Below are 19,584 nucleotides of genomic sequence, written 5' to 3' on the forward strand. Positions count from 1 at the left end.
CCGGGCACGCAACCCGGAGCGATGCGCGCGGAGAGCGGCGACGGCACGGCGCCGCTGCGCACCGGCCTGACCACCGGCACCAGCGCGACCGCGGCGGCCCTGGGGGCGGCGCGGCTGGCGCTGGGCAGCGGCGTGACCACGAGCCAGGAGGTGGTGCTGCCGCGTGGCCAGGTGGTCAGCCTGGCGCTGGCGTCGCTGGAGCGGGTTCCGGGCGGTGCCGAGGCGGCCGTCATCAAGGACGCCGGCGATGATCCCGATGCCACCCACGGCGCCTGGATCCGCGCGCGGGTGGAGCCGCGGCCGGACGCGGGGGTGACCTTCGTCGCCGGACCCGGGGTGGGCACGGTGACCCGCAGCGGTCTGGTGCTGCCGCCGGGGGAACCGGCGATCAACCCGGTGCCGCGCCGGATGATCACCGACCACCTCGAACGCCTGGCCCGCGAGCTGGGCCATGCGGGCGGGTTCCGGGTCACGCTCGGCGTGGATGGCGGCGAGCGCATCGCCCGGCGCACCATGAACCCGCGCCTCGGCATCCTCGGCGGCATCTCCATCCTCGGCACCACCGGCATCGTGCGGCCCTTCTCCTGTTCCGCCTACATCGCCTCCATCCACCAGGCCATCGACGTGGCGCGGGCCAACGGCCTGCGGCAGGTCGCCTGCTGCACCGGCGGCACCAGCGAACGCACCGCGAGCGAGCGCTACGGGCTGGACGAGATGGGGCTGGTGGAGATGGGCGACTTCTTCGGCGCGGCGCTCAAGTACCTGCGGCGCCAGCCGCTGCCGCGCGTCGCGCTGGTGGCGGGCTTCGCCAAGCTGGGCAAGTTCGCCGCCGGGCACCCGGATACCCACAGTCGCAGCAGCTCGATCGACCTGGATTTCATCGCCGCCACCGCCGAGGCCGCCGGGGCGGATGCCGCGCTGGCGCGGCAGATCCGCGGCTGCAACACCAGCATCGAGGCCCTCGCCGCCTGTCAGGAGGCCGGCGTGGCACTGGGGGACCGCATCGCGGCGCTGGCCCTGGAGCAGGCGCGCAGCTATCAGCTGCCCGACACCACGCTGGAGGTGGTCGCGGTGGATCGCCAGGGCCGGGTGGTGGGGACGGCCGGTGACGGCGCGGATGCCCCGGAGGTGACGCGATGAGCGCCCCGGCCATCGCCATCGACGACCTCGCCAAGCGCTATCGCGGTGGCCGGGTCGGCCTGGACGGGGTCAGCCTGCACGTCGAGCCGGGGGCGTTCTTCGGCCTGCTGGGGCCGAATGGCGCCGGCAAGACCACCCTGATCGGGCTGCTGACCTCGCTGCTGCGCCTGGAGCGCGGCACGGTGCGGATCTTCGGCCACGATGTCGCGCGCGAGCCGGTGGCGGCGCGGCGTCTGGTCGGTCTGGTGCCGCAGGAGGTCAATTTCAACAGCTTCGAGCCGGTGGGCGAGATCATCGAGACCCAGGGCGCCTACTACGGACTGTCGCCGCGCCAGGCGCGCCGCCGCACCGACGAACTGTGCGAGCGCCTGGGGCTGGCCGACCGCCGCCGGCAGACCGCCTGGGGGCTGTCCGGGGGCTTCAAGCGGCGCCTGCTGCTGGCGCGCGCGCTGGTGCACCAGCCGCGCCTGCTGGTGCTGGACGAACCCACCGCCGGCGTCGACCTGGAGGCCCGCCACGACCTCTGGACCCTGCTGCAGGAACTGAACGCGGATGGCGTGACCATCCTGCTGACCACGCATTACCTGGAGGAGGCCGAGCGCCTGTGCCGCGAGCTGGCCATCATCGATGGCGGGCGCATCATCGCCCGCGGCGGCACCGGTGAGCTGCTGCGCGGGCTGCGCTTCCAGACCCTGGTGGTGGAGCTGGCCGAGCCGCTGGCGCGGCCCGGGGAGCTCGCGCTGTCCGCCGGCACCCTGCGCCCGGTGGATGCGCACACCCTGGAGGTGGACGTGCCGCGCGGTACCGAGCTGAACCCGGTGTTCGCCGAACTGACCGCCGCCGGGGTGCGCATCGCCGGGCTGCGCGAGAAGGGCAATCGGTTGGAGACCCGCTTTCTCGAACTGCTGCGCGAGCGCGGCGGGGAGGGCGCGGCATGAGCCCGCTGCACAACGCCGCGCTGTACTGGTACGCCTGGCGCGGGCTGGTGGTGAAGCAGGTGCGCCGCTTCCTGCGCGGCTGGGTGCAGAACCTGCTGCCGTCGCTGGTGACCGCGGTGCTGTTTCTCGCGGTGCTGGGGCATCTGGTGGGGCGCGAGATCGGCACCCTGGGCGGCGTGCCCTATGCCGACTTCATCCTGCCGGGCCTGGTGATGCTGGCGGTGGTCACCAACGCCTACGGCAACAGCAGCCTCGCGCTGTTCGGCGCGCGCCTGCAGCGCCACATCGAGGAGATCCTGGTGGCGCCGATGCCGGCGTGGCTGGTGGTGGCCGGGTTTGCCACCGCCGGGGTACTGCGCGGGCTGCTGGCCGGGGCGCTGGTGCTGGCGGTGGCGCTGCCGTTCAGCGAGCTGCAGCTGCACCACGCCGGGGCGGTGCTGGGGATCGCGCTGCTGACCGCGGTGCTGTTCTCGCTGGCGGGGCTGATCAACGGCCTGTACGCGCGCAGCTTCGACCACACCTCGGTGATCAGCACCTTCGTGCTGACCCCGCTGATCTATCTCGGCGGGCTGTTCTATCCGGTGGAGCGCCTGGCCGATCCCTGGCAGGGGGTCGCGCAGCTGAACCCGCTCTATTACGTGATCGAGGGCTTCCGCCACGGCCTGCTGGGGGTCAGCGCGGTCGCCTGGACCACGACCTTCGCGGTGCTGGCCGCCGCCTGTGTACTGGTCGCGGGCGGGGCCTGGTATCTGCTGGCCCACAGCCGGAGGCTGCGCTCATGAACCGTCCGGCGGCGCCGCAGCCGCCGCGGGTGCGCGGGGCCTGCCCCGGGGTGGCGGCGCCGATGGCCACCGGGGACGGCTATCTGCTGCGCCTGCGCCACCCGATCGGGGGGCTGGGGGCGGCCGCGGCGCGGGTGCTGGCGGACACCGCGCGGCGCCTGGGCAACGGCGAACTGGAACTGACCCTGCGCGGCAACCTGCAGCTGCGCGGCGTGGCGGCCGGCGACCTGGACGCGGCGCGCGCGGCTCTGGCCCCCACCGGCCTGGTGGATGCCCAGGCGGAGCGCGAGGCCCGGCGCAACGTGCTGGCGGCGCCGGTGCCGGACCTCGACCCGGAGGCGGTGGACGTGCTGGCCCTGGCGCGCGCGGTGAGCGCCGCGATCGTCGACGAGCCCGCGCTGCGAGGTCTGCCGGCCAAGGTGGGCGTGGTGGTCGACGGTGGCGGGCGTGCCTCGCTGCGCGGGGTGCCGGCGGATCTGCGTCTGGATCCGCTCGCCGGCGCGGGGCCTCGTTTCCGCGTGGCGGCCGGAGGCACCGCGGCCACGGCGACCCCGCTCGGCGAGGTCTCGGCGCAGCATGCCCCGGCGGCGGTGGTGCGCACCCTGCGCGTGTTCCTCGAGCAGCGCGCCGTGCTGGATCCGCCGCCGGGGCGGCTGCGCGACGCGGTGGGCATGCCCGGGAGCGAGGCGCTGCGCCTGCCGGGTTCGGAGGGGGAGACGCCGGGGGTGGTTGCCAACGCCGACACGCCGGTGCGCGTCGGGGACTGGCTCGGTGCGGCGGCCGGTGGGGCCTGGGTGGGGGCGGTCTTCCCGTTCGGCGTGATCGACGCCGACCGGCTGGAGAGTCTGGCCGCGTGGCTGGAGCCGCACGGCGGCGGCCTGCGCCTGACGCCGTGGCGGGCGCTGCTGGCGACCGGCGTGGCCGCGGATGCCGCCCCGGAGCTGCAGCAACTGCTGCGGGAACTGGGTGCGGTGACCGAGCCGGCCGACCGGCGCCTGGCGGCGGATGCCTGTGTCGGGCGGCCGGGCTGCGCCTCGGCGCACATCGCCGCGCGCAGCGAGGCCGCCGCGCTGGTGCAGCGCATGCCGACCCTGGCCGCGAGCGGGGTGCGGCTGCAGGTCTCCGCCTGCGACAAGCGCTGCGCGGCGCCGCCGCGGACGGAAGCCGGGGTGGTCGAGTGGGTCGCGCGGCCGGACGGCCATGCCGTGGTGCTGCGCTCGCGGCCCGGTGCGGCCCTTGAATGGAGCGGGCTGGCCCCGGCGCAGGCGCGCGCCCGGATCGCGGCGCTGGAGCGGGCGTTCGCCCGTCAACGCAATGCTGGAGAGGAGTTGCAGACCATGCTGGAACGGATCGGGCCCGAGGCCTGGAATGCCGCGGTGGACGCGGCGCTGTGCGAGGAGGATGAACGTGACGGAGACTGAGGCCTGGCGCTACGAGCGCGACGGGAAGGCGATCTATGCGGAGTCGTTCGCGATCATCCGCGCCGAGGCGGACCTGGAGCGCTTCCCGGCGGATCTGGTGGCGGCAGTGGAACGCATGATCCACAGCTGCGGCATGCCCGATCTGGCGCAGGACATCCGCTTCTCGCCGGGTGTCGGCAGTGCGCTCCGTCAGGCGCTGGAGGCCGGCGCCCCGGTGCTGTGCGACAGCGAGATGGTGGCCCACGGCATCACCCGCGCGCGCCTGCCGGCGGACAACCCGGTGCGCTGCACCCTGCGCGATGCGCGCGTGCCGGAGCTGGCGCGCGAACTGGACAACACCCGCAGCGCCGCGGCGATGGAGCTGTGGCGCCCCGAGCTGGCCGGCGCGGTGGTGGCCATCGGCAATGCGCCCACCGCGCTGTTCCGCCTGCTGGAGATGCTGCGCGACGGCGCGCCGCGCCCGGCGGCGGTGATCGGCATCCCGGTGGGCTTTGTCGGCGCGGTGGAGAGCAAGCAGGCGCTGGCGGACAACCCGTTCGGGCTGGAATACCTGACCGTGGCCGGGCGCCGCGGCGGCAGCGCGATCACCGCCGGGGCGGTCAACGGCCTGGGGAGGGAGCCGGCATGAGTGCGGCGCACACGAGCGGGCCCGGAATGATCGAACCCGGAACGATCGAACCCGGGGTGCTCTGCGGGGTCGGCACCGGCCCCGGGGACCCCGAACTGATGACCTTCCGCGCCGCGCGGCGCATCGCCGAGGCGCCGGTGGTGGCGTATTTCTGCAAGCGCGGGACCACCGGGCAGGCGCGGCGCATCGCGGATGCGCATATCGGTCCCGGGCAGATCGAGGAGGCGCTGGAGTATCCGGTGACCAACGAGATCGCCCACGAAGAGGAGAGCTACCGCAGTCGCATCGAGGCGTTCTTCGACCAGTGCGCCGAACGCCTGGCGGTGCATCTGGAGGCCGGCCGTTCGGTCTGCGTGCTCAACGAGGGTGATCCGTATTTCTACGGTTCGTTCATGCACGTGCACCTGCGCCTGCGCGAGCGCTTCCGCAGCGAGGTGGTACCCGGGGTGATCTCGCCGATCGCCGCGGCGGCGCAACTGCCGGCGCCGCTGGTGATGCGCGACGACACCCTGAGTGTGGTACCGGGGACGCTGCCGGAGACGGAACTGGAGGCGGCGCTCGCGCCCGCGCAGGCTGCGGTGATCATGAAGCTCGGCAAGCAGCTGCCGAAGATCCGCCGCGTGCTGGAGCGCCTGGGGCTGACCGCGCGCGCCTGGTACATCGAACGCGCGAGCTTTGACGAGGAACGCGTGCGGCCGCTGGCCGAGGCGCTCGAGGAGACGCCCGGGGAGGCGCCGTATTTCTCCCTGATCGTGATCCACGGCGAGGGGGTGCGGCGATGAGCGGGCGTCTGACCGTGGTCGGGGTTGGGCCGGCCGGCTCCGAATGGATCACGCCGGAGGTGACCGCGCTGCTCGCGGATGCCACCGATCTGGTGGGCTACGGGCCGTACCTGGAGCGCGTGGCCGGGGCGCATCACCGCGTGCATGCCTCCGACAACCGCGAGGAACTGGCGCGCGCGGCGCATGCGCTGGACATGGCCGCCGAGGGGCGCGACGTGGCGGTGGTCTCCGGGGGGGATCCCGGGGTGTTCGCGATGGCCGCGGCGGTGTTCGAGGCCCTGGAGGGCGCGCAGCCGGGCCGCTGGGATGCGGTGACGGTAGAGGTGCTGCCCGGGGTGTCGGCGATGCAGGCGGCCGCGGCGCGGCTGGGGGCGCCGCTGGGCAACGACTTCTGCGCGATCTCGCTGTCGGACAATCTCAAGCCGTGGTCGCTGATCCGGCGCCGGGTGCGGCTGGCGGCCGAGGCCGACTTCGCCATGGCCTTCTACAATCCGATCTCGCGCGCGCGACCGTGGCAGCTGGGCGCCGCGCTGGACATCGTGCGCGAGGTCCAGGGGCCGGACACCCTGGTGGTGCTGGCCACCGCGGTGGGCCGCGGCGAGCGGGAGGAGCTGCGGGTCGCCACCCTCGGCGAGGTGGATCCGGCGGCGGCCAACATGAGCACGCTGGTGATCGTCGGTGCCGCCTCCACCCGGGTGCTGGAGCGCCCCTCCGGCCGGCGCCACGTGTATACCCCGCGCTATGTCGAGTCGGCGGAGTCGCAGTGAACGCGCGGGAGGCCTTCCAGCCACTCCAGGGCCGCCTGCGGGGCGTGGAAGCGGGGCACCCCGGGGGCGTCCGGCGGCCGGTCCACCATCACCACCGGGATGCCGCGTTCGCGCGCGGCCTGCAGCTTGGGGGCGGTGGCCGCGCCGCCGCTGTCCTTGGTGACCAGCACGTCGATGGCGTGGGTCTCCAGCAGCCGGTGCTCGTCGGCCAGGCTGAACGGGCCGCGGGCCCGCAGCCAGGTGACCCGGGCCAGCGCCGGCGGCGGTTCCGGCGGGTCGATGGTGCGGATCACGTAGTCCCGGTCGGGCGCGGCCTCGAAGGCCTCCAGGTGCTGGCGCCCGGTGGTGATGAGCACGCGCCGGCCGAGGCCGGGGAGCGCGCGGGCGGCGGCCTCCAGGTCGGGCACGCGCAGCCAGTGATCCCCGGGGCCGGCCTGCCACGGCGGCCGGGTCAGCCGGGCCAGGGGTACGCCGGCGCGGCGCGTGGCGGCGACGGCATTGGCCGAGATCTGCCGCGCAAACGGGTGGGTGGCGTCCACCACGGCGTCGATCGCGTGGTCGCGCAGCCAGGCGGCGAGGCCCTCGGCGCCGCCGAAGCCGCCCGTGCGCCGCGGCAGTCGCGAGGGCGCGGGCCTGCGCGTGCGTCCGGCCAGCGACACGGTGGCGTGCAGCCGCGGGTGGCCGTCCAGCAGCGGTTCCAGGGCCGCGGCCTCGGTGGTGCCGCCCAGCAGCAGGATCTGCCGCGGGCGCGCCGCCCGGGGGGCGGTATCGGTGGATGAACGGGAGCTCATGAGGATGACCAGTCTAGCCACCAACGAGGAGCGAGCGCCATGGCTGAACATCGTCGGCGTGGACGCGGAGGGGGTCGCCGGGCTGGCCCCGGATGCCCGCATGGCGCTGGACACGGCGGCGACGGTGATCGGCGGCGCCAGGCATCTGGAGATGCTGCCGGAGCGGCCGGGGCAGGAGCGGCTGGTGTGGCCGTCGCCGCTGGAGACCGCGCTGGACTGGATCGAGGCGCGCGCCGGGCAGCCGCTGTGCGTGCTTGCCAGCGGCGACCCCTTCTGGTTCGGGGTGGGCGCGACCCTGATGCGGCGTTTTCCGGTCGCGCAGACCTGCGTCTGGCCGGCGCCCTCGGCGTTCAGTCTGGCCGCCGCGCGCATGGGCTGGCCGCTGCAGCAGACCCGCTGCCTGTCGGTGCACGGCCGGCCGATGGAGGCGCTGCGGCCCTGGCTGCATGACGGCGCGCGACTGCTGATCCTGAGCCGCGACGGGGATACCCCGGCGGAACTGGCGCACTGGCTGACCGGACTCGGCTTCGGCGATTCCACCCTGACCGTATTGCAGTCGCTGGGCGCGGACCGCGAGGCGGCCGTCCGCGCGCGCGCCGGGGCCTGGCCGGAGGTCGCGATCGAGGCGCTGAACACCATGGCGCTGGAATGCCGGGCCGATCCGGCGGCGCAGGTGCTGGCGGCGAGTGCCGGGCGGCCGGAGGCGCAGTTCGAGCAGGACGGACAGATCACCAAGCGCGAGGTGCGGGCGGTGGCGCTGGCCCTGCTGGCGCCCGGACGCGGCGAACGCCTGTGGGACGTGGGCGCCGGCTCCGGAGCCATCGGCATCGAGTGGATGCTGGCGGATCCGGCCAACACCGCCGTGGCCATCGAGCCGCGCGCGGAGCGCCTGGAACGCATCGCGCGCAACGCGAGCACGCTGGGGGTGCCGGCGCTGCGTCCCGTCCACGGGCGGGCGCCGGAGGCACTGGAAGACCTGCCGCCACCCGACGCGATCTTCATCGGCGGCGGGCTGACCACGCCGGGGCTGGTGGAGCACTGCATGGGCCAGCTGCGCCCGGGCGGGCGGCTGGTTGCCAGCAGCGTGACCGTGGAAGGGGACGCGGTGCTGGCGGCGGCGCACGAGCGCCACGGCGGCGAGCTCACGCGGATCAACGTCAGCCGCGCGGAGCCGCTGGGCGGCATGGCCGGCTGGCAGCCGCTGCGGCCGGTGACCCTGTGGTCGCTGCGCCGGAGCTGAGGGAAACGCCGAGCGGGGCGCATGTCCGGGTGATCCCCGGCGTCGGCTTCGCCTCGACCTGCACGGCCGGCGAACTGGAGGCGCTGGTCCGCGAGGTGCTGGCCGAGGCGCACGCCGGGTTGCGGGCGGGGGGCGGCGAGTCGATCGAGATCCGGCAGCTGGCGGCCCCGGCGCACAAGGGCGACAGTCCGGTGCTGTGGACGGCCGCGCGCGACCTGGAGCTGGAGCCGGTGTTCGCGTCGGCGGCCGCGCTGGCCGCGCGCGACGCTGCCCTGTCCACGGAGTCGGCGCGCTCGCGTGCCGTCGCCGGGGTCGGTTCGGTGGCGGAGGCGGCGGCGCTGGCGGTGGCCGGCGACGGGGCGCGCCTGCTGCTGCCGCGGCGGCTCTCGGCACGGGCGAGCTGCGCGGTCGCGGTGCGGACGGTGAACGGGACAGACGGGAATTTCGAGGAGTTTTGATGACGGTTCATTTTGTCGGAGCGGGGCCGGGTGCGGACGATCTGCTGACCCTGCGCGGGCGCGATCGCATCGCGGCCTGCCCGGTGTGCCTGTACGCGGGTTCGCTGGTGCCGGAGGCGGTGCTGGAACATGCCCCGGAGGGGGCGCGCGTGGTCAACACCGCGCCACTGACGCTGGACGCGATCATGGGGGAGATCGAACGCGCCCACGCGGCGGGCCAGGACGTGGCGCGCCTGCACTCCGGCGACCTGTCGGTCTACAGCGCGCTGGGCGAGCAGATCCGTCGGCTGGAGGCGGCCGGGATCGAGTACAGCATCACGCCCGGCGTGCCGGCATTCTCCGCCGCCGCCGCGACCCTGGGGCGGGAACTGACGGTGCCGGAGGTGGCGCAGTCGGTGGTGCTGACGCGCACGCCGGGACGGGCGTCCTCCATGCCGGAGCGCGAACGGCTGGCGAGCTTTGCCGCCACCGGGGCGACGCTCGCGGTCCACCTGTCGCTGCACAATATCGAGACCGTGGTCGAGGACCTGCGGCCGCACTATGGCTGCGACTGCCCGGTGGCGATCGTCTTCCGCGCCAGCTGGCCGGACGAGACCGTGGTGCGCGGTTCGCTGGGGAATATCGCGGAACGGGCGCAGGCCCTGACCACACGGCGCTCGGCGCTGATCCTGGTGGGCCCGGCGCTGGACCCGGGGGATTTCCGCGACAGTGCGCTGTACGACCCGGCGCATGTGCGCCGTTACCGCGGCATGGACGGGGACTAAGCGGCGGTGCCCCCGATCTTCCGCAGGCAGGGATCACGCCGGTGAGTGTCGTGGGACACGGGGCTTTTCGCCTGCAAGCAGGCTACTGCAAGTTGGCGACGATGTAGGAGCCTGCTTGCAGGCGAAGGTGGAGCGCTCCTGGTCAGGATGAAGGAAAGGGACCGCCGGGCGGCGGCCCCGGTTTCCGCGTTTTCCCGCGTGGTTCAGCGGCGGCGGAAGTTGTCGTGGCAGGCGAGGCACTGGTGGCGCACGCCGTTCAGGGCCTCGGTGGCGCGTAGCTGAAAGCCCTCGTCCTCGAGGTCGTCGGCCGCCTCCACCTTGCGTTGCAGCTCGGCCGTGGCCTCGCGGTATGCCGCCTTGTACTCGGCGAACGCCGGGTCCTCCCAGGCCGCGGGCAGGGCCCCGGGTTCGCCGTCGGGCGCCGGTGTCTCGCGGGCGAACCAGGTGTCGATGTCGTCGGCCCCGCGCGCGAGTTCGTCGGCCAGCTCGGGCAGACGTTCGGCGAACGGTGCGTCGTAGCGCAGGATCTGCTCGATGCTGCGGTAGGTGGCCGAGGTCCCCTGCATGCTCTGCTGCCGAAAGCGCTGGAAGGCCTCGGTGGCGTCGACTCGGGCCGGGTCGTCCAGGGTCTCCGCGTAGTCTTCGCCCCAGGGGCCCGGCATCGGCACGCTGATCTCGTCTTCCGCGCCGGCGGTACCGGTCGCTGCGAGCAGCAGGACCAGCGACAGGCCGGCCGTCAGCGGCCGGCGCATGGATGGCATCCGTTTCATGGCGATTCTCTCTGTTTGTTCAGAAGCGGAACTGGTGCTGCAGGTGCAGCTGCCAGTTCGAGGTGTCGGTGTCGCGGTCCAGCCACATGAGCTGGGTTTTCTGTCGCTGCCCCCGGTGGTACCAGTTAAGGCCGGCGCCCCATTCGCGCTGCCAGCGCTCGTCGCCGTCCAGGTCGTCGCCGGCGTCGTGGCGCAGTACCGCGTGGCGAGCGGCGAGCTCGAGGTCCTCCAGCGGCAGCGACTGCGCCAGTTCCAGCTCGGCCCCCAGGTCGTGGTAGCTCGCGGTGCGGTCGGGGGAGACATTGCGGCGGTAGGCCGCCAGCGACAGCGAGGTATGGTCGAACTTGACCACCGCATCGGCGGTGGCGGTGACCCAGTCGGCGCGCTGCCGGTCGACCGTGTCTTCCTGCCCGCGGCTCCAGTCACGCAGGTGGTTGCGGCTGGCGGCCTGCAGGCCGGCGCCCAGGGCAACGGTGCGCTCCACGGCCCGGCCCACCGTGGTGTTGTCGCGCGGGACCGACCCCACCGGGGCCCAGGCGCCACGGGCGCTGAACAGGTGCCCGGAGGTGGAGGGCCGGTCGTCGCGCTGATCCAGGCGCCCGCGGCCATCGAATATCCCGACCGCCCAGGCGCGGTCGTCGCCCGCGCCACCCAGCAGGGCGAGCCCGGTATCGCGTCCGGCCGGGATCTCGAACTGGTTGCCGGCGATGCTCAGTTCGGTGAACAGGCGGTTGGGGCCGCCGATGTCCCGCGCCAGACCGAAGGGGACGGTGAACTGGCCCGCCCGCAGGCCCAGGTGTTCGCCCGGGCCGTACTGCAGCCAGATGTCGCGCATGGACAGCTCGCCGCTGCTGAAATCCGGCTGCAGGCGAAAGCTCAGTTCGGGGTGGAACAGGGTGCCCGAGGTGTCCAGCCAGGCGCGCCGGAAATCGAATTCGCTGCTGGAGCCGTCCGGGTCATGCTCGTAGCTGTAACGGCCCTGGATCAGCGGATCCAGAGTGACCTGCAGGCCGTCCTCCGCGTCGCCGAATTCAAAACCGGCCTGCGCCGGTGCGATGCCCGCGGCCGCCATCAGGCACAGAGAGGCCAGGGCCGGCACGGCAGGCCGCCCCGGCTGAGGTTGGGTGCTTTTCATTGTTGTGTTGCTCCCCTGGACGTGCGACCCCGCACGCCGTGGATGAAACGACGCCGGCAGTCGGGCAAGGGAGCAGGGGGGAAGGGGGCGGACACACCGGCCCCGTCCCGCTCGGCCGCCCGCCGCGGCGTCGGGTTTCCTCCAGGCCGGTCTCCGGACTCGCGAAGGGGATGCAGGACATCCCGGGCGGATCGCCTTCCCGCGGGCATCCCGTGGATGCGCCGCAGTGGCACTGGATCCGCCTGTCTTCGCCTACCGTTGCGGGGGCAGTGCCGGCATTGCGAACGTCGATTCACGCACCGGCTTCCCGATTATCCCCGGCGTCGTGGGCCGGGGCACCTGAAGGCGGGCGGACTGTAACCGCGTCCCGTCACGCGGGCAAGGGCGGAGCCGGGTTGATCTGTATCAAGGTTACGCAGGATTGCACCACCCGGCCGGCCCGTGATGGGGGTATTTCTTTTAGACTGAGTCCATGTGGTGACGGTTTGTAGCCGGGCCGCATCCAGACCAATAAAAAGGAGCGAACCATGCAGAAGAAGCGCATTTTCCGGGGGCTGCTCGTCTCGGCCTGTACGGCCGTGGCCCTGGGCCTCTCCGCCCCGACGTTCGCCGGCGATTACGACCAGTACCGCGACATGTTCGAGCCGCTGCCGGCCCTGCCGCCGATCCCGGCCGACAATTCCCTGACCGACGAGAAGGTGGAGCTGGGCAAGTTCCTGTTCTTCGAGCCGCGCATCTCCAGCTCGGGCGTCATTTCCTGCGCCACCTGCCACAACCCCGCGCTGGGCTGGGCCGACCGCATCCCGCGTGCCGTTGGGCATGCCGGCCAGGTGGGCGAGCGCAACAGCCCGACGGTGCTGAACTCCGGGTTCTTCGAGGCCCAGTTCTGGGATGGCCGCGAGGATGACCTGGAAGGCCAGGCCCTGGGTCCGATCCAGGATGCGGTGGAGATGGCCATGCCGCTGGAAGAGGCGATCGCGCGCCTGGAGGACTTCCCCGAGTACATCGAGATGTTCGATGCGGCGTACCCGGATTATGACGGCGACAACGTCGTGAACACCGATCACGTGGCCAAGGCCCTGGCCTCGTTCCAGCGTACCCTGAACACGCCGAACTCCGATCTGGACCGCTGGCTGGTGGGTGACGACGACGCGATGACCGAGCAGCAGAAGCGCGGCATGGCCCTGTTCGCGGACAACGGCTGCGTGGCCTGCCACCGTGGCCCGGCGTTGACCGACTCGAATTTCCACCAGATCCAGGTGCCCGGTTCCGAGGACAAGGGGCGCTATCTGGTGACCGGGGAGGAACGCGACAAGTACGCCTTCAAGACCCCGACGCTGCGCAACGTGGCCCTGACCTACCCCTACATGAACAATGGCGAGACCGAGACCCTGAAGGAAGCCATTGAAATCATGGGTCAGGAGATGCTGGACACCGACTTCACGGAAGACGAGCTGGAAGACATCGAGGCGTTCATGCACGCCCTGACCGGCGAGATGCCGGACATCACCATCCCGGCCCTGCCGTGATCCATCGGGGGCTCAGCGGCTGAACCCTGATGCCCCCTTCGTCGAGGCTTTCGAGGCCCCCTCCATGTCCTGGAGGGGGCCTTTTTGATGGGTGCCGCTATTCCACCGTGATGGTGATTTTTTCGGAAACCACCGGCGGGTCGAAGCTGATGTGGCGATAGTCCATGAAAAGCAGCTGCAGGGTATGGGTGCCGGGCTCCAGTTCTACCTCACCTTCGGTCTGACCACCTCCGAAGTGGTGTTTGTGGTCCGTGAAGGGCAGGGAGGCATCCAGGTCCACTTCGTCCAGAGGCTTGTTTACGAGCAGGTGGTGGTGCCCGGTGTTGTCGGCGTCGACGCCGGCCGGGGCTACCCCCATGCCGCGCAGTCCCATGCGTACATGTACCGGGCCCTCGACGGTGTCACCATCCTGCGGGCTGATGAAGTAGACCTCGGTCCCCTCGGCGGGTGCCGGGCGATCGGCGAGCGCCGATACGGGCAGGACAAGCGCGGCGGCAAGGGCCACGGACGAGGCCATGAAGATCCGGTTTCTGATCATCGGAGAATCTCCTTTTCCGGGTGAAGGGCGCAGGGACCGGGTCTCGGGGTCCCTGAAGGAAGTGTAGACGGTCCGGGGCGGGGTCAAGGACGCGGTCGTCTGCTACCCTGTGTGGCCCTGTTGACTACCGGAAGCGAGTGTTCGCGCATGGCCTTTCGTACCCGTTTTGCCCCCAGTCCGACCGGCTATCTGCACATAGGCGGTGCCCGCACCGCGCTGTTCTCCTGGCTTTACGCCCGCCACCATGGTGGCGAGTTCGTACTGCGTATCGAGGACACCGATCTCGAACGCAGTACCGCCGAGTCGGTGAATGCGATCCTCGAGGGCATGAACTGGCTGGGCCTGACCTATGACCAGGGGCCGTTCTATCAGACCGAGCGTTTCGACCGGTACCGCGAGGTGATCGACCAGTTGCTGGCCTCCGGGCATGCCTATCGCTGCTACTGCACCAAGGAAGAGCTGGATGCGATGCGCGAGGAGCAGAAGGCGCGCAAGGAAAAACCGCGTTACGACGGCCGCTGTCGCGCCCGAACCGAACCGCGCGAAGGCGTGGATCCGGTGATCCGTTTCCGCACCCCGGACGAGGGCGCCACCATCGTTGATGACATGGTGCGCGGCAAGGTGGCGTTCCAGAACAGCGAACTGGACGACCTGATCATCGCCCGCTCCGACGGCTCGCCAACCTACAACCTCACGGTGGTGGTGGACGACATGGACATGGGCATCAGCCATGTGGTGCGTGGCGACGACCACCTGAACAATACCCCGCGCCAGATCAACATCCTCAGGGCCCTGGGTGTGGAACCGCCGCGTTACGGGCACCTGCCGATGATCATGGGGCCGGACGGCGCGAAGCTGTCCAAGCGCCACGGGGCGGTGTCGGTGATGCAGTTCCGCGAGGAGGGCTACCTGCCCGAGGCGCTGCTGAACTATCTGGTGCGGCTGGGCTGGGCCTACGGGGACCAGGAGATCTTCTCGCTGGACGAGCTGGTGCGCCTGTTCGATATCGAGGACGTCAATCAGTCCGCCTCGGCCATCAACCCCGACAAGCTGCTGTGGCTGAATCAGCACTACATCAAGACCCTGGACCCCGACCATGTGGCGCTGGAGCTGGGCTGGCATCTCGGGCAGCTGGGCGTGGATCCCGCCGAGGGGCCGGAACTGCGGCAGGTGGTGCTGGCGCAGCGGGAACGGGCGCGGACGCTGCGCGAGATGGCCGAGAACAGCGTGTATTTCTATCGCGACTTCGACGAATACGATCCGAAGGCCGAGCGCAAGCAGCTGACGCCGGAGGCCCGCGAGGTGTTGCAGACTCTGCATGACGGCTTCAGTGCCCTCGGCGCCTGGGACAAGGAGGCGCTGCACGAGGTGGTGCAGCACACCGCCGAGCGGCTGGAACTCAAGCTCGGCAAGGTCGCCCAGCCATTGCGTGTGGCGCTGACGGGCGGTACTGTATCGCCACCGATCGACGACACGCTGGAGCTGATCGGACGCGAGCGCTCGCTGGAACGGATCGAGCGGGCCATCGCAAAGATTTCCGCACAAGCGGGTTGACACGAATAAGGGGTGTGGCTACATTACGCACCTCGCCGGTTACGGGGCCATAGCTCAGCTGGGAGAGCGCCTGCATGGCATGCAGGAGGTCGGCGGTTCGATCCCGCCTGGCTCCACCATTACGGCGAATGGCAGGATCAGCGATGCATCGTTTTGGAATGATCTCCATCTACGTTGGGCTGGTTTTGTCGATTGTGGGATTGTTCGGCGGTTTCGGGTTGATGTTTGCCGGTGAGCAGACATGGTCCAAGCCACTGGTCGCAATGGTCCCGCTGGGGTTCCTGCTGGTTTTCAACGGTGTGGTGACAACCATCCTGCATCGTCCGAAAGACAGCCGCGGAAGTGAAAGGCCGCAAGGACCTCCTGACTAGTTTGCAGCATGACGTTGCCTCTGCGTCCCCATCGTCTAGAGGCCTAGGACACTGCCCTTTCACGGCAGCGACCGGGGTTCGAATCCCCGTGGGGACGCCATATTCCAAGGGCCCGGATCCAGACGCACTGGATCCGGGCCTTTTTCGTTCTGGTCCGGAATCAGCCGCCGAAGATCCCTTTCTTTGTTGATCCGTGTCAACTGGAAGGGCGACAAGGGCAACGGAGGGGAAGGGCATAAAAAAGAAGCCCGGCCGGGAGCCGGGCTCAAGGTACTGAAACAACCGTGTGACGGAGGGAGTCGGTTGTCTCGGTGTACCGGTCGGGGACCGGGTCAACACCATGCAGTGGCCACATCGTGACCGGGGTTACGGAAACACCCGTGGAGGGTTTTTCGTCACCACTCGTCAGCTGTGACGGGATAACCGGAGAGAGGTTCCGGTTGCGGGTGCGACATGCGATACAGTTCACGGTTTCTCCGACAGTGAATCAATACGGAACGAGGACATGCGCGGACTGGAACAGATCCCCTGGCTCTACGATGGCTTCATGGTGCTGGCCGATGCGCTGGGCCTGCGTCGCTGGCGGCTGCGCCTGGTATCCGGGGCCCGGGGACGGATCCTGGAGGTCGGTTGCGGAACCGGGCGCAATCTGCCGCTGTATCCGCAGACGGCGGAAGTCATTGGCGTGGAGCCGGATTTCCTCGCGCTGCGGAGTGCGCGACGCCGCGCTCCCGGGGTGCCGCTGGTGGTGGCCCGCGCCGAGGCCCTGCCGTTCGTCGAGGGGCAGTTCGATGCGGTGGTATCCGGGCTGGTGTTCTGTTCGGTGCAGGATCCGCCCGCTGCCCTGAACGAGGTGCGGCGGGTCCTTGGCGCGGAGGGCGAGCTGCGGATGCTGGAGCATGTGCGCCACACGCGTCCGTTGCTGGCGCGGATGCAGGACCATGTGCAGCCGGCCTGGACCTGTGTGGCCGGTGGCTGTCATCCCAACCGGGATACCGAAGCCGCTGTGTCCGCCGCCGGTTTTGCGATCGATCCGCAGGACCGGGTGGCCCGGGGCGTGATGCGGCGCTTCACCGCGCGTCCCGCCGGATCCGGAAAAAAGGCTCAGGAGGACCCTCAAGTCTGATCGATAGCCGCCGCTAACGCCCCTGCAGGCGTCCTGTCCATTCGCAAACGCCTGTCAACGCCAGGGAGGTACCCATGGATGTCAACGCAGCGGTATCCCAGGCCGTGCAGATGCAGCAAGCCAGCCTGATGCAGCAGAAGGATGTCGCGGTAATGAATCGTGCCATGGAGGCCGAGGAAGCCGCGGTGGCGCAGCTGATCGACGGCATGCCCGACGTTTCGGGCAGTGCCGGGGTGGAAGCAGCGGCCGGTGCGGCCGCAGCGCTGCCCGACAATGTCGGGACGCTGGTCAATACCACGGCCTGAGGCAGGGCCGGAGATCGACGGTCTCCGGCCTTTTTTTGCGGGGCTCGGGCGGTTACTGCCGCTGTGCCTCGAATTCGATGATCAGTTCCACCGTGTCGCCCACGATGTTGCGGATCAGTCCGTAATCCATGCCGAAGTCGCTGCGCTGGAATTCGCCCCGCATCGAGGCGCCCAGCACGTAGGGGCGGGAGAAGATGCCGCCCAGCGGAAACGGGTAGCGTCCGACCCTGTTGATGGTGACGTCCAGGGTGATCGGCCGGGTTTCGCCCAGCAGTTCCAGATCCCCCGTCAGCTGCCCGCTGTCCTCCCCGGTGGGTTCGTAGTCGGTGGCGGTAAACCGCATCTCGGGGTAGTTCTCCACGTCGAGGAAGTCTTCGTTGCGCAGATGGTCGTCGCGTTCCTCGTGGTTGGTGAACACGCTGTCGGTCTGTACGACGAAATACCCCTCGCCCAGCTCGCCCGTGTCGGGATCGAACATGAAGGACCCCTCGGCCTCGAGGAACATGCCCAGGACCCGGGCGAACTCGGCATGATCGACGAGGAAGCCCACCGCGAAATGTTCGGTGTCGATCTCCCACTCGTCCATTGCCAGGCTGGTTCCGGGCAGCACCGATGCCAGGCTCAGCAGGGCCGTCGCGGCCAGGGTGCGGAATCGGTGGCTCATGGGGTTTCCTCCGGGGTCTGGGGATGTGAACCGGGTCTGTTCCGATACAGATAGACGATATCCGCGGCGAATGAAACCGTGAGCATGGCCAGCGCCAGGACCGCTGCGGCGACGGCCGCCGCCGCTGGAACGGCAGGGGTGAGCGCGATCAGCAGGGCCGGGGTCTGTAGCACGCACACCGCCTGGCGGCGCCGGCTGGGCGGCAGATCCGCGCGCAGCCAGGGCAGTCCGCGCCCGGCCAGCACGAACAGATAGCGCATGGCCCCGATTGCCAGCACCCAGGGGCCAGCGGGTCCGGGCTGCCACGCAAGCACGGACAGCGCGAGGATGAGTGCCGCGTCCAGTTCCATGTCGAAACGCGCGCCGAACGCCGACGCGGTGCCGCTGCGCCGTGCCACGGCGCCGTCGAGCCCATCCAGCAACAGCACCAGCAGGGCGAGGACGACGACCCAGGCCAGTCCGGCATCGGGCAGGGGGAACGCGGGCATCGGTGCGAGGAGCGCCAGGCCCCCGACCGGGGCCGCGAGGGCCGCGCGCATCAGGGTTACGCGGTTGCCGGGCCCGGGGACCGCGGGCAGGCCGCCGGCGTGCCCGGCACCGGTCACCAGCAGCCCCCACAGCAGCGCCCAGAGCAGGGCGGTTGCGGGCAGCAGAGCGGGGCCGACCGGGGTCAGGCTCGTAATGAGGGTCGCAACACCCAGCGCCAGCAGTCCGCCGAGAACCAGATCGGTGGAGCGGAGCGGCCTGTGCAGGGCGGTGGGGGCGGGCATGGACGGGCTTTCCTCGGCTACACTGCAGGCTTCATTCACCGGGAGGATGGCGCAGTGTCCCTCTGGTCGCGAAAGCCCGCATGAACCGCGCACGAGCCTTCTGGATCACCGCGCCCGGCGAGGGCGAGATCCGCGATGCGCAATTGCCGCCGCCGGCCTCCGGGGAGTGCCGGGTGCGGGCCCGCTATGGCGCGATATCGCGCGGCACCGAGTCGCTGGTGTTCCGCGGGCGGGTGCCGCCGGATCAGTACACCGCGATGCGGGCACCGCTGCAGGAAGGGGATTTCCCGGCGCCGGTGAAATACGGCTACATCAGCGCAGGCGTGGTCGAGTCCGGCAAGCGTGCCGGCGAACGGGTGTTCTGTCTGCACCCGCACCAGGACCGTTACAACGCGCCGGATTCCATGCTGGTGCCGATCCCGGACGCGGTCCCGGACGCGCGCGCGGTACTGGCGGCGAACATGGAAACGGCCGTGAACATCGTGTGGGACGCCGGAGCGGGTCCCGGCGACCGGGTGGCGGTGATCGGTGCGGGGGTGGTCGGGTTCCTGTGCGCCTGGCTGATCCGTGCAATCCCGGGCACGCAGGTGGATCTGATCGACCCCGAGCCCGCGCGGGCGGAACCGGCGCGGGCGCTGGGTCTGACGCTGCATACGCCGGCGGATGCCCGCGAGGCGCTGCCTCCCGCGTCGCGCGATGCGGTGATCCATTGCAGCGGTCAGGGCGACGGGCTGGTGCAGTCGCTGGAGCTGGCGGGCACCGAGGCCCGGGTGGTGGAGGCCAGCTGGTATGGCGATGCGCCGGTGAGTCTGCCGCTGGGCGCCGGGTTCCATTCGCGGCGTCTGGAGCTGCGCAGCAGCCAGGTGGGCCGTATCCCGCCGGCACGCGCCGCGCGCTGGGATTACCACCGGCGTCTGGCGCTGGCGCTGGAGCTGCTCGCCGATCCGGTGCTGGAGGTCCTGATCAGCGGCGAGGATCGTTTCGAGGACCTGCCGCGGGTGATGCCGCGGGTAGCCGGGCCCGAGGCCGCCACGACACTGTGCCATCGCATCCGTTATCCCGATCCCGACCCCGTGTGGGTCTGAACGAGTCCGACCGAATTGCCAAGGAG

The 19,584-nt window shown here is 70.8% G+C and carries 22 protein-coding genes, 2 tRNA genes and 1 riboswitch; of the genes, 18 read left to right on the forward strand and 6 right to left on the reverse strand.

Going from position 1 to position 19,584, the window contains the following annotated elements; all coding sequences use genetic code 11:
* Positions 1-21 precede the first annotated feature (21 nt).
* From F790_RS0106645 to cobJ, 7 genes are read left to right on the forward strand one after another with little or no spacing between them, the layout of a single operon-like run.
* Positions 22-1,140: a cobalt-precorrin-5B (C(1))-methyltransferase gene (locus F790_RS0106645; RefSeq protein WP_019591170.1), complete on the forward strand. Its 1,119-nt coding sequence runs from the start codon at positions 22-24 to the stop codon at positions 1,138-1,140.
* Complete coding sequence (locus F790_RS0106650; protein WP_019591171.1) at positions 1,137-2,078, forward strand: ABC transporter ATP-binding protein; 942 nt, start codon at positions 1,137-1,139, stop codon at positions 2,076-2,078. The genes F790_RS0106645 and F790_RS0106650 overlap by 4 nt, the downstream gene beginning before the upstream one ends.
* Positions 2,075-2,860, forward strand: a complete 786-nt coding sequence (locus tag F790_RS0106655; protein ID WP_019591172.1) for an ABC transporter permease — start codon at positions 2,075-2,077, stop codon at positions 2,858-2,860. Before F790_RS0106650 ends, F790_RS0106655 begins: the two co-directional genes overlap by 4 nt.
* Positions 2,857-4,281, forward strand: a complete 1,425-nt coding sequence (gene cobG, locus F790_RS0106660) for a precorrin-3B synthase (RefSeq protein WP_019591173.1) — start codon at positions 2,857-2,859, stop codon at positions 4,279-4,281. The genes F790_RS0106655 and cobG overlap by 4 nt, the downstream gene beginning before the upstream one ends.
* Entirely contained in the window at positions 4,262-4,909 is a 648-nt protein-coding gene (locus tag F790_RS0106665; protein ID WP_019591174.1) for a precorrin-8X methylmutase, read from the forward strand. Before cobG ends, F790_RS0106665 begins: the two co-directional genes overlap by 20 nt.
* On the forward strand, positions 4,906-5,691 hold the full coding sequence (locus F790_RS0106670; RefSeq protein WP_038036592.1) for a precorrin-2 C(20)-methyltransferase: 786 nt from the start codon (positions 4,906-4,908) through the stop codon (positions 5,689-5,691). Before F790_RS0106665 ends, F790_RS0106670 begins: the two co-directional genes overlap by 4 nt.
* Complete coding sequence (cobJ, locus tag F790_RS0106675; RefSeq protein ID WP_019591176.1) at positions 5,688-6,458, forward strand: precorrin-3B C(17)-methyltransferase; 771 nt, start codon at positions 5,688-5,690, stop codon at positions 6,456-6,458. Before F790_RS0106670 ends, cobJ begins: the two co-directional genes overlap by 4 nt.
* Here the strand turns inward: cobJ and F790_RS0106680 are convergent.
* Entirely contained in the window at positions 6,431-7,249 is an 819-nt protein-coding gene (locus F790_RS0106680; RefSeq protein WP_019591177.1) for a cobalt-precorrin-6A reductase, read from the reverse strand. The two genes, cobJ and F790_RS0106680, sit on opposite strands and share 28 nt — an antisense overlap.
* A 4-nt stretch (positions 7,250-7,253) precedes the next feature.
* Here F790_RS0106680 and F790_RS0106685 point away from each other — a divergent pair, with 4 nt between their 5' ends.
* Genes F790_RS0106685 through cobM form a run of 3 tightly spaced genes read left to right on the forward strand, consistent with a single transcriptional unit; the run spans position 7,254 to position 9,711 of the window.
* A complete protein-coding gene (locus tag F790_RS0106685) occupies positions 7,254-8,489 on the forward strand; it encodes a bifunctional cobalt-precorrin-7 (C(5))-methyltransferase/cobalt-precorrin-6B (C(15))-methyltransferase (protein ID WP_019591178.1) in 1,236 nt (411 codons plus the stop codon).
* A gap of 29 nt (positions 8,490-8,518) precedes the next feature.
* The gene (locus F790_RS0106690; protein ID WP_019591179.1) at positions 8,519-8,947 is read left to right on the forward strand and encodes a cobalamin biosynthesis protein; all 429 of its coding nucleotides are present in this window, start codon (positions 8,519-8,521) and stop codon (positions 8,945-8,947) included.
* Positions 8,947-9,711, forward strand: coding sequence for a precorrin-4 C(11)-methyltransferase (gene cobM, locus F790_RS0106695; RefSeq protein ID WP_019591180.1), 765 nt, complete (start codon positions 8,947-8,949; stop codon positions 9,709-9,711). Before F790_RS0106690 ends, cobM begins: the two co-directional genes overlap by 1 nt.
* A gap of 203 nt (positions 9,712-9,914) precedes the next feature.
* Here cobM and F790_RS0106700 read toward each other — a convergent pair whose 3' ends face one another.
* Both F790_RS0106700 and F790_RS0106705 read right to left on the reverse strand, forming a co-directional pair.
* The gene (locus F790_RS0106700) at positions 9,915-10,481 is read right to left on the reverse strand and encodes a cytochrome c (protein ID WP_026332879.1); all 567 of its coding nucleotides are present in this window, start codon (positions 10,479-10,481) and stop codon (positions 9,915-9,917) included.
* Between the two features lie 19 nt (positions 10,482-10,500).
* A complete protein-coding gene (locus F790_RS0106705; protein ID WP_026332880.1) occupies positions 10,501-11,616 on the reverse strand; it encodes a porin in 1,116 nt (371 codons plus the stop codon).
* A gap of 126 nt (positions 11,617-11,742) precedes the next feature.
* Positions 11,743-11,974, reverse strand: a riboswitch (cobalamin riboswitch).
* A gap of 169 nt (positions 11,975-12,143) precedes the next feature.
* Here F790_RS0106705 and F790_RS0106710 point away from each other — a divergent pair.
* Positions 12,144-13,145: a cytochrome-c peroxidase gene (locus F790_RS0106710; protein ID WP_018870206.1), complete on the forward strand. Its 1,002-nt coding sequence runs from the start codon at positions 12,144-12,146 to the stop codon at positions 13,143-13,145.
* Positions 13,146-13,242: 97 nt separating this feature from the next.
* Here the strand turns inward: F790_RS0106710 and F790_RS0106715 are convergent, their stop codons facing one another.
* Complete coding sequence (locus F790_RS0106715) at positions 13,243-13,662, reverse strand: DUF4399 domain-containing protein (RefSeq protein WP_051076731.1); 420 nt, start codon at positions 13,660-13,662, stop codon at positions 13,243-13,245.
* Between the two features lie 168 nt (positions 13,663-13,830).
* Here F790_RS0106715 and gltX point away from each other — a divergent pair, with 168 nt between their 5' ends.
* The 6 genes from gltX to F790_RS0106745 all read left to right on the forward strand — a co-directional run bounded on the left by gltX (position 13,831) and on the right by F790_RS0106745 (position 17,039).
* The gene (gltX, locus tag F790_RS0106720) at positions 13,831-15,237 is read left to right on the forward strand and encodes a glutamate--tRNA ligase (protein ID WP_019591183.1); all 1,407 of its coding nucleotides are present in this window, start codon (positions 13,831-13,833) and stop codon (positions 15,235-15,237) included.
* Positions 15,238-15,280: 43 nt separating this feature from the next.
* Positions 15,281-15,356, forward strand: a tRNA-Ala gene (locus F790_RS0106725).
* A 24-nt stretch (positions 15,357-15,380) separates the two neighbouring features.
* Positions 15,381-15,608 carry a hypothetical protein gene (locus F790_RS0106730; RefSeq protein ID WP_026332881.1) on the forward strand — a complete coding sequence of 76 codons (228 nt, stop codon included), beginning with the start codon at positions 15,381-15,383 and terminating at the stop codon, positions 15,606-15,608.
* Between the two features lie 24 nt (positions 15,609-15,632).
* Positions 15,633-15,708: transfer RNA gene (locus F790_RS0106735), tRNA-Glu, on the forward strand.
* Positions 15,709-16,113: 405 nt separating this feature from the next.
* Positions 16,114-16,734, forward strand: a complete 621-nt coding sequence (locus F790_RS0106740) for a class I SAM-dependent methyltransferase (protein ID WP_019591185.1) — start codon at positions 16,114-16,116, stop codon at positions 16,732-16,734.
* 74 nt (positions 16,735-16,808) lie between these two features.
* Positions 16,809-17,039: a putative motility protein gene (locus F790_RS0106745; protein ID WP_018870200.1), complete on the forward strand. Its 231-nt coding sequence runs from the start codon at positions 16,809-16,811 to the stop codon at positions 17,037-17,039.
* A gap of 52 nt (positions 17,040-17,091) precedes the next feature.
* Here the strand turns inward: F790_RS0106745 and F790_RS0106750 are convergent, their stop codons facing one another.
* A complete protein-coding gene (locus tag F790_RS0106750) occupies positions 17,092-17,703 on the reverse strand; it encodes a YceI family protein (protein ID WP_018870199.1) in 612 nt (203 codons plus the stop codon).
* Positions 17,700-18,473: a CDP-alcohol phosphatidyltransferase family protein gene (locus F790_RS0106755; RefSeq protein ID WP_018870198.1), complete on the reverse strand. Its 774-nt coding sequence runs from the start codon at positions 18,471-18,473 to the stop codon at positions 17,700-17,702. The genes F790_RS0106750 and F790_RS0106755 overlap by 4 nt, the downstream gene beginning before the upstream one ends.
* An 80-nt stretch (positions 18,474-18,553) precedes the next feature.
* On the opposite strand from F790_RS0106755, the gene F790_RS0106760 reads away from it, so the two are divergent.
* A complete protein-coding gene (locus F790_RS0106760; protein WP_019589690.1) occupies positions 18,554-19,558 on the forward strand; it encodes a zinc-binding alcohol dehydrogenase in 1,005 nt (334 codons plus the stop codon).
* Positions 19,559-19,584 lie beyond the last annotated feature (26 nt).

Source organism: Thioalkalivibrio sp. ALE20 (assembly GCF_000381405.1).
GTDB lineage: Bacteria > Pseudomonadota > Gammaproteobacteria > Ectothiorhodospirales > Ectothiorhodospiraceae > Thioalkalivibrio.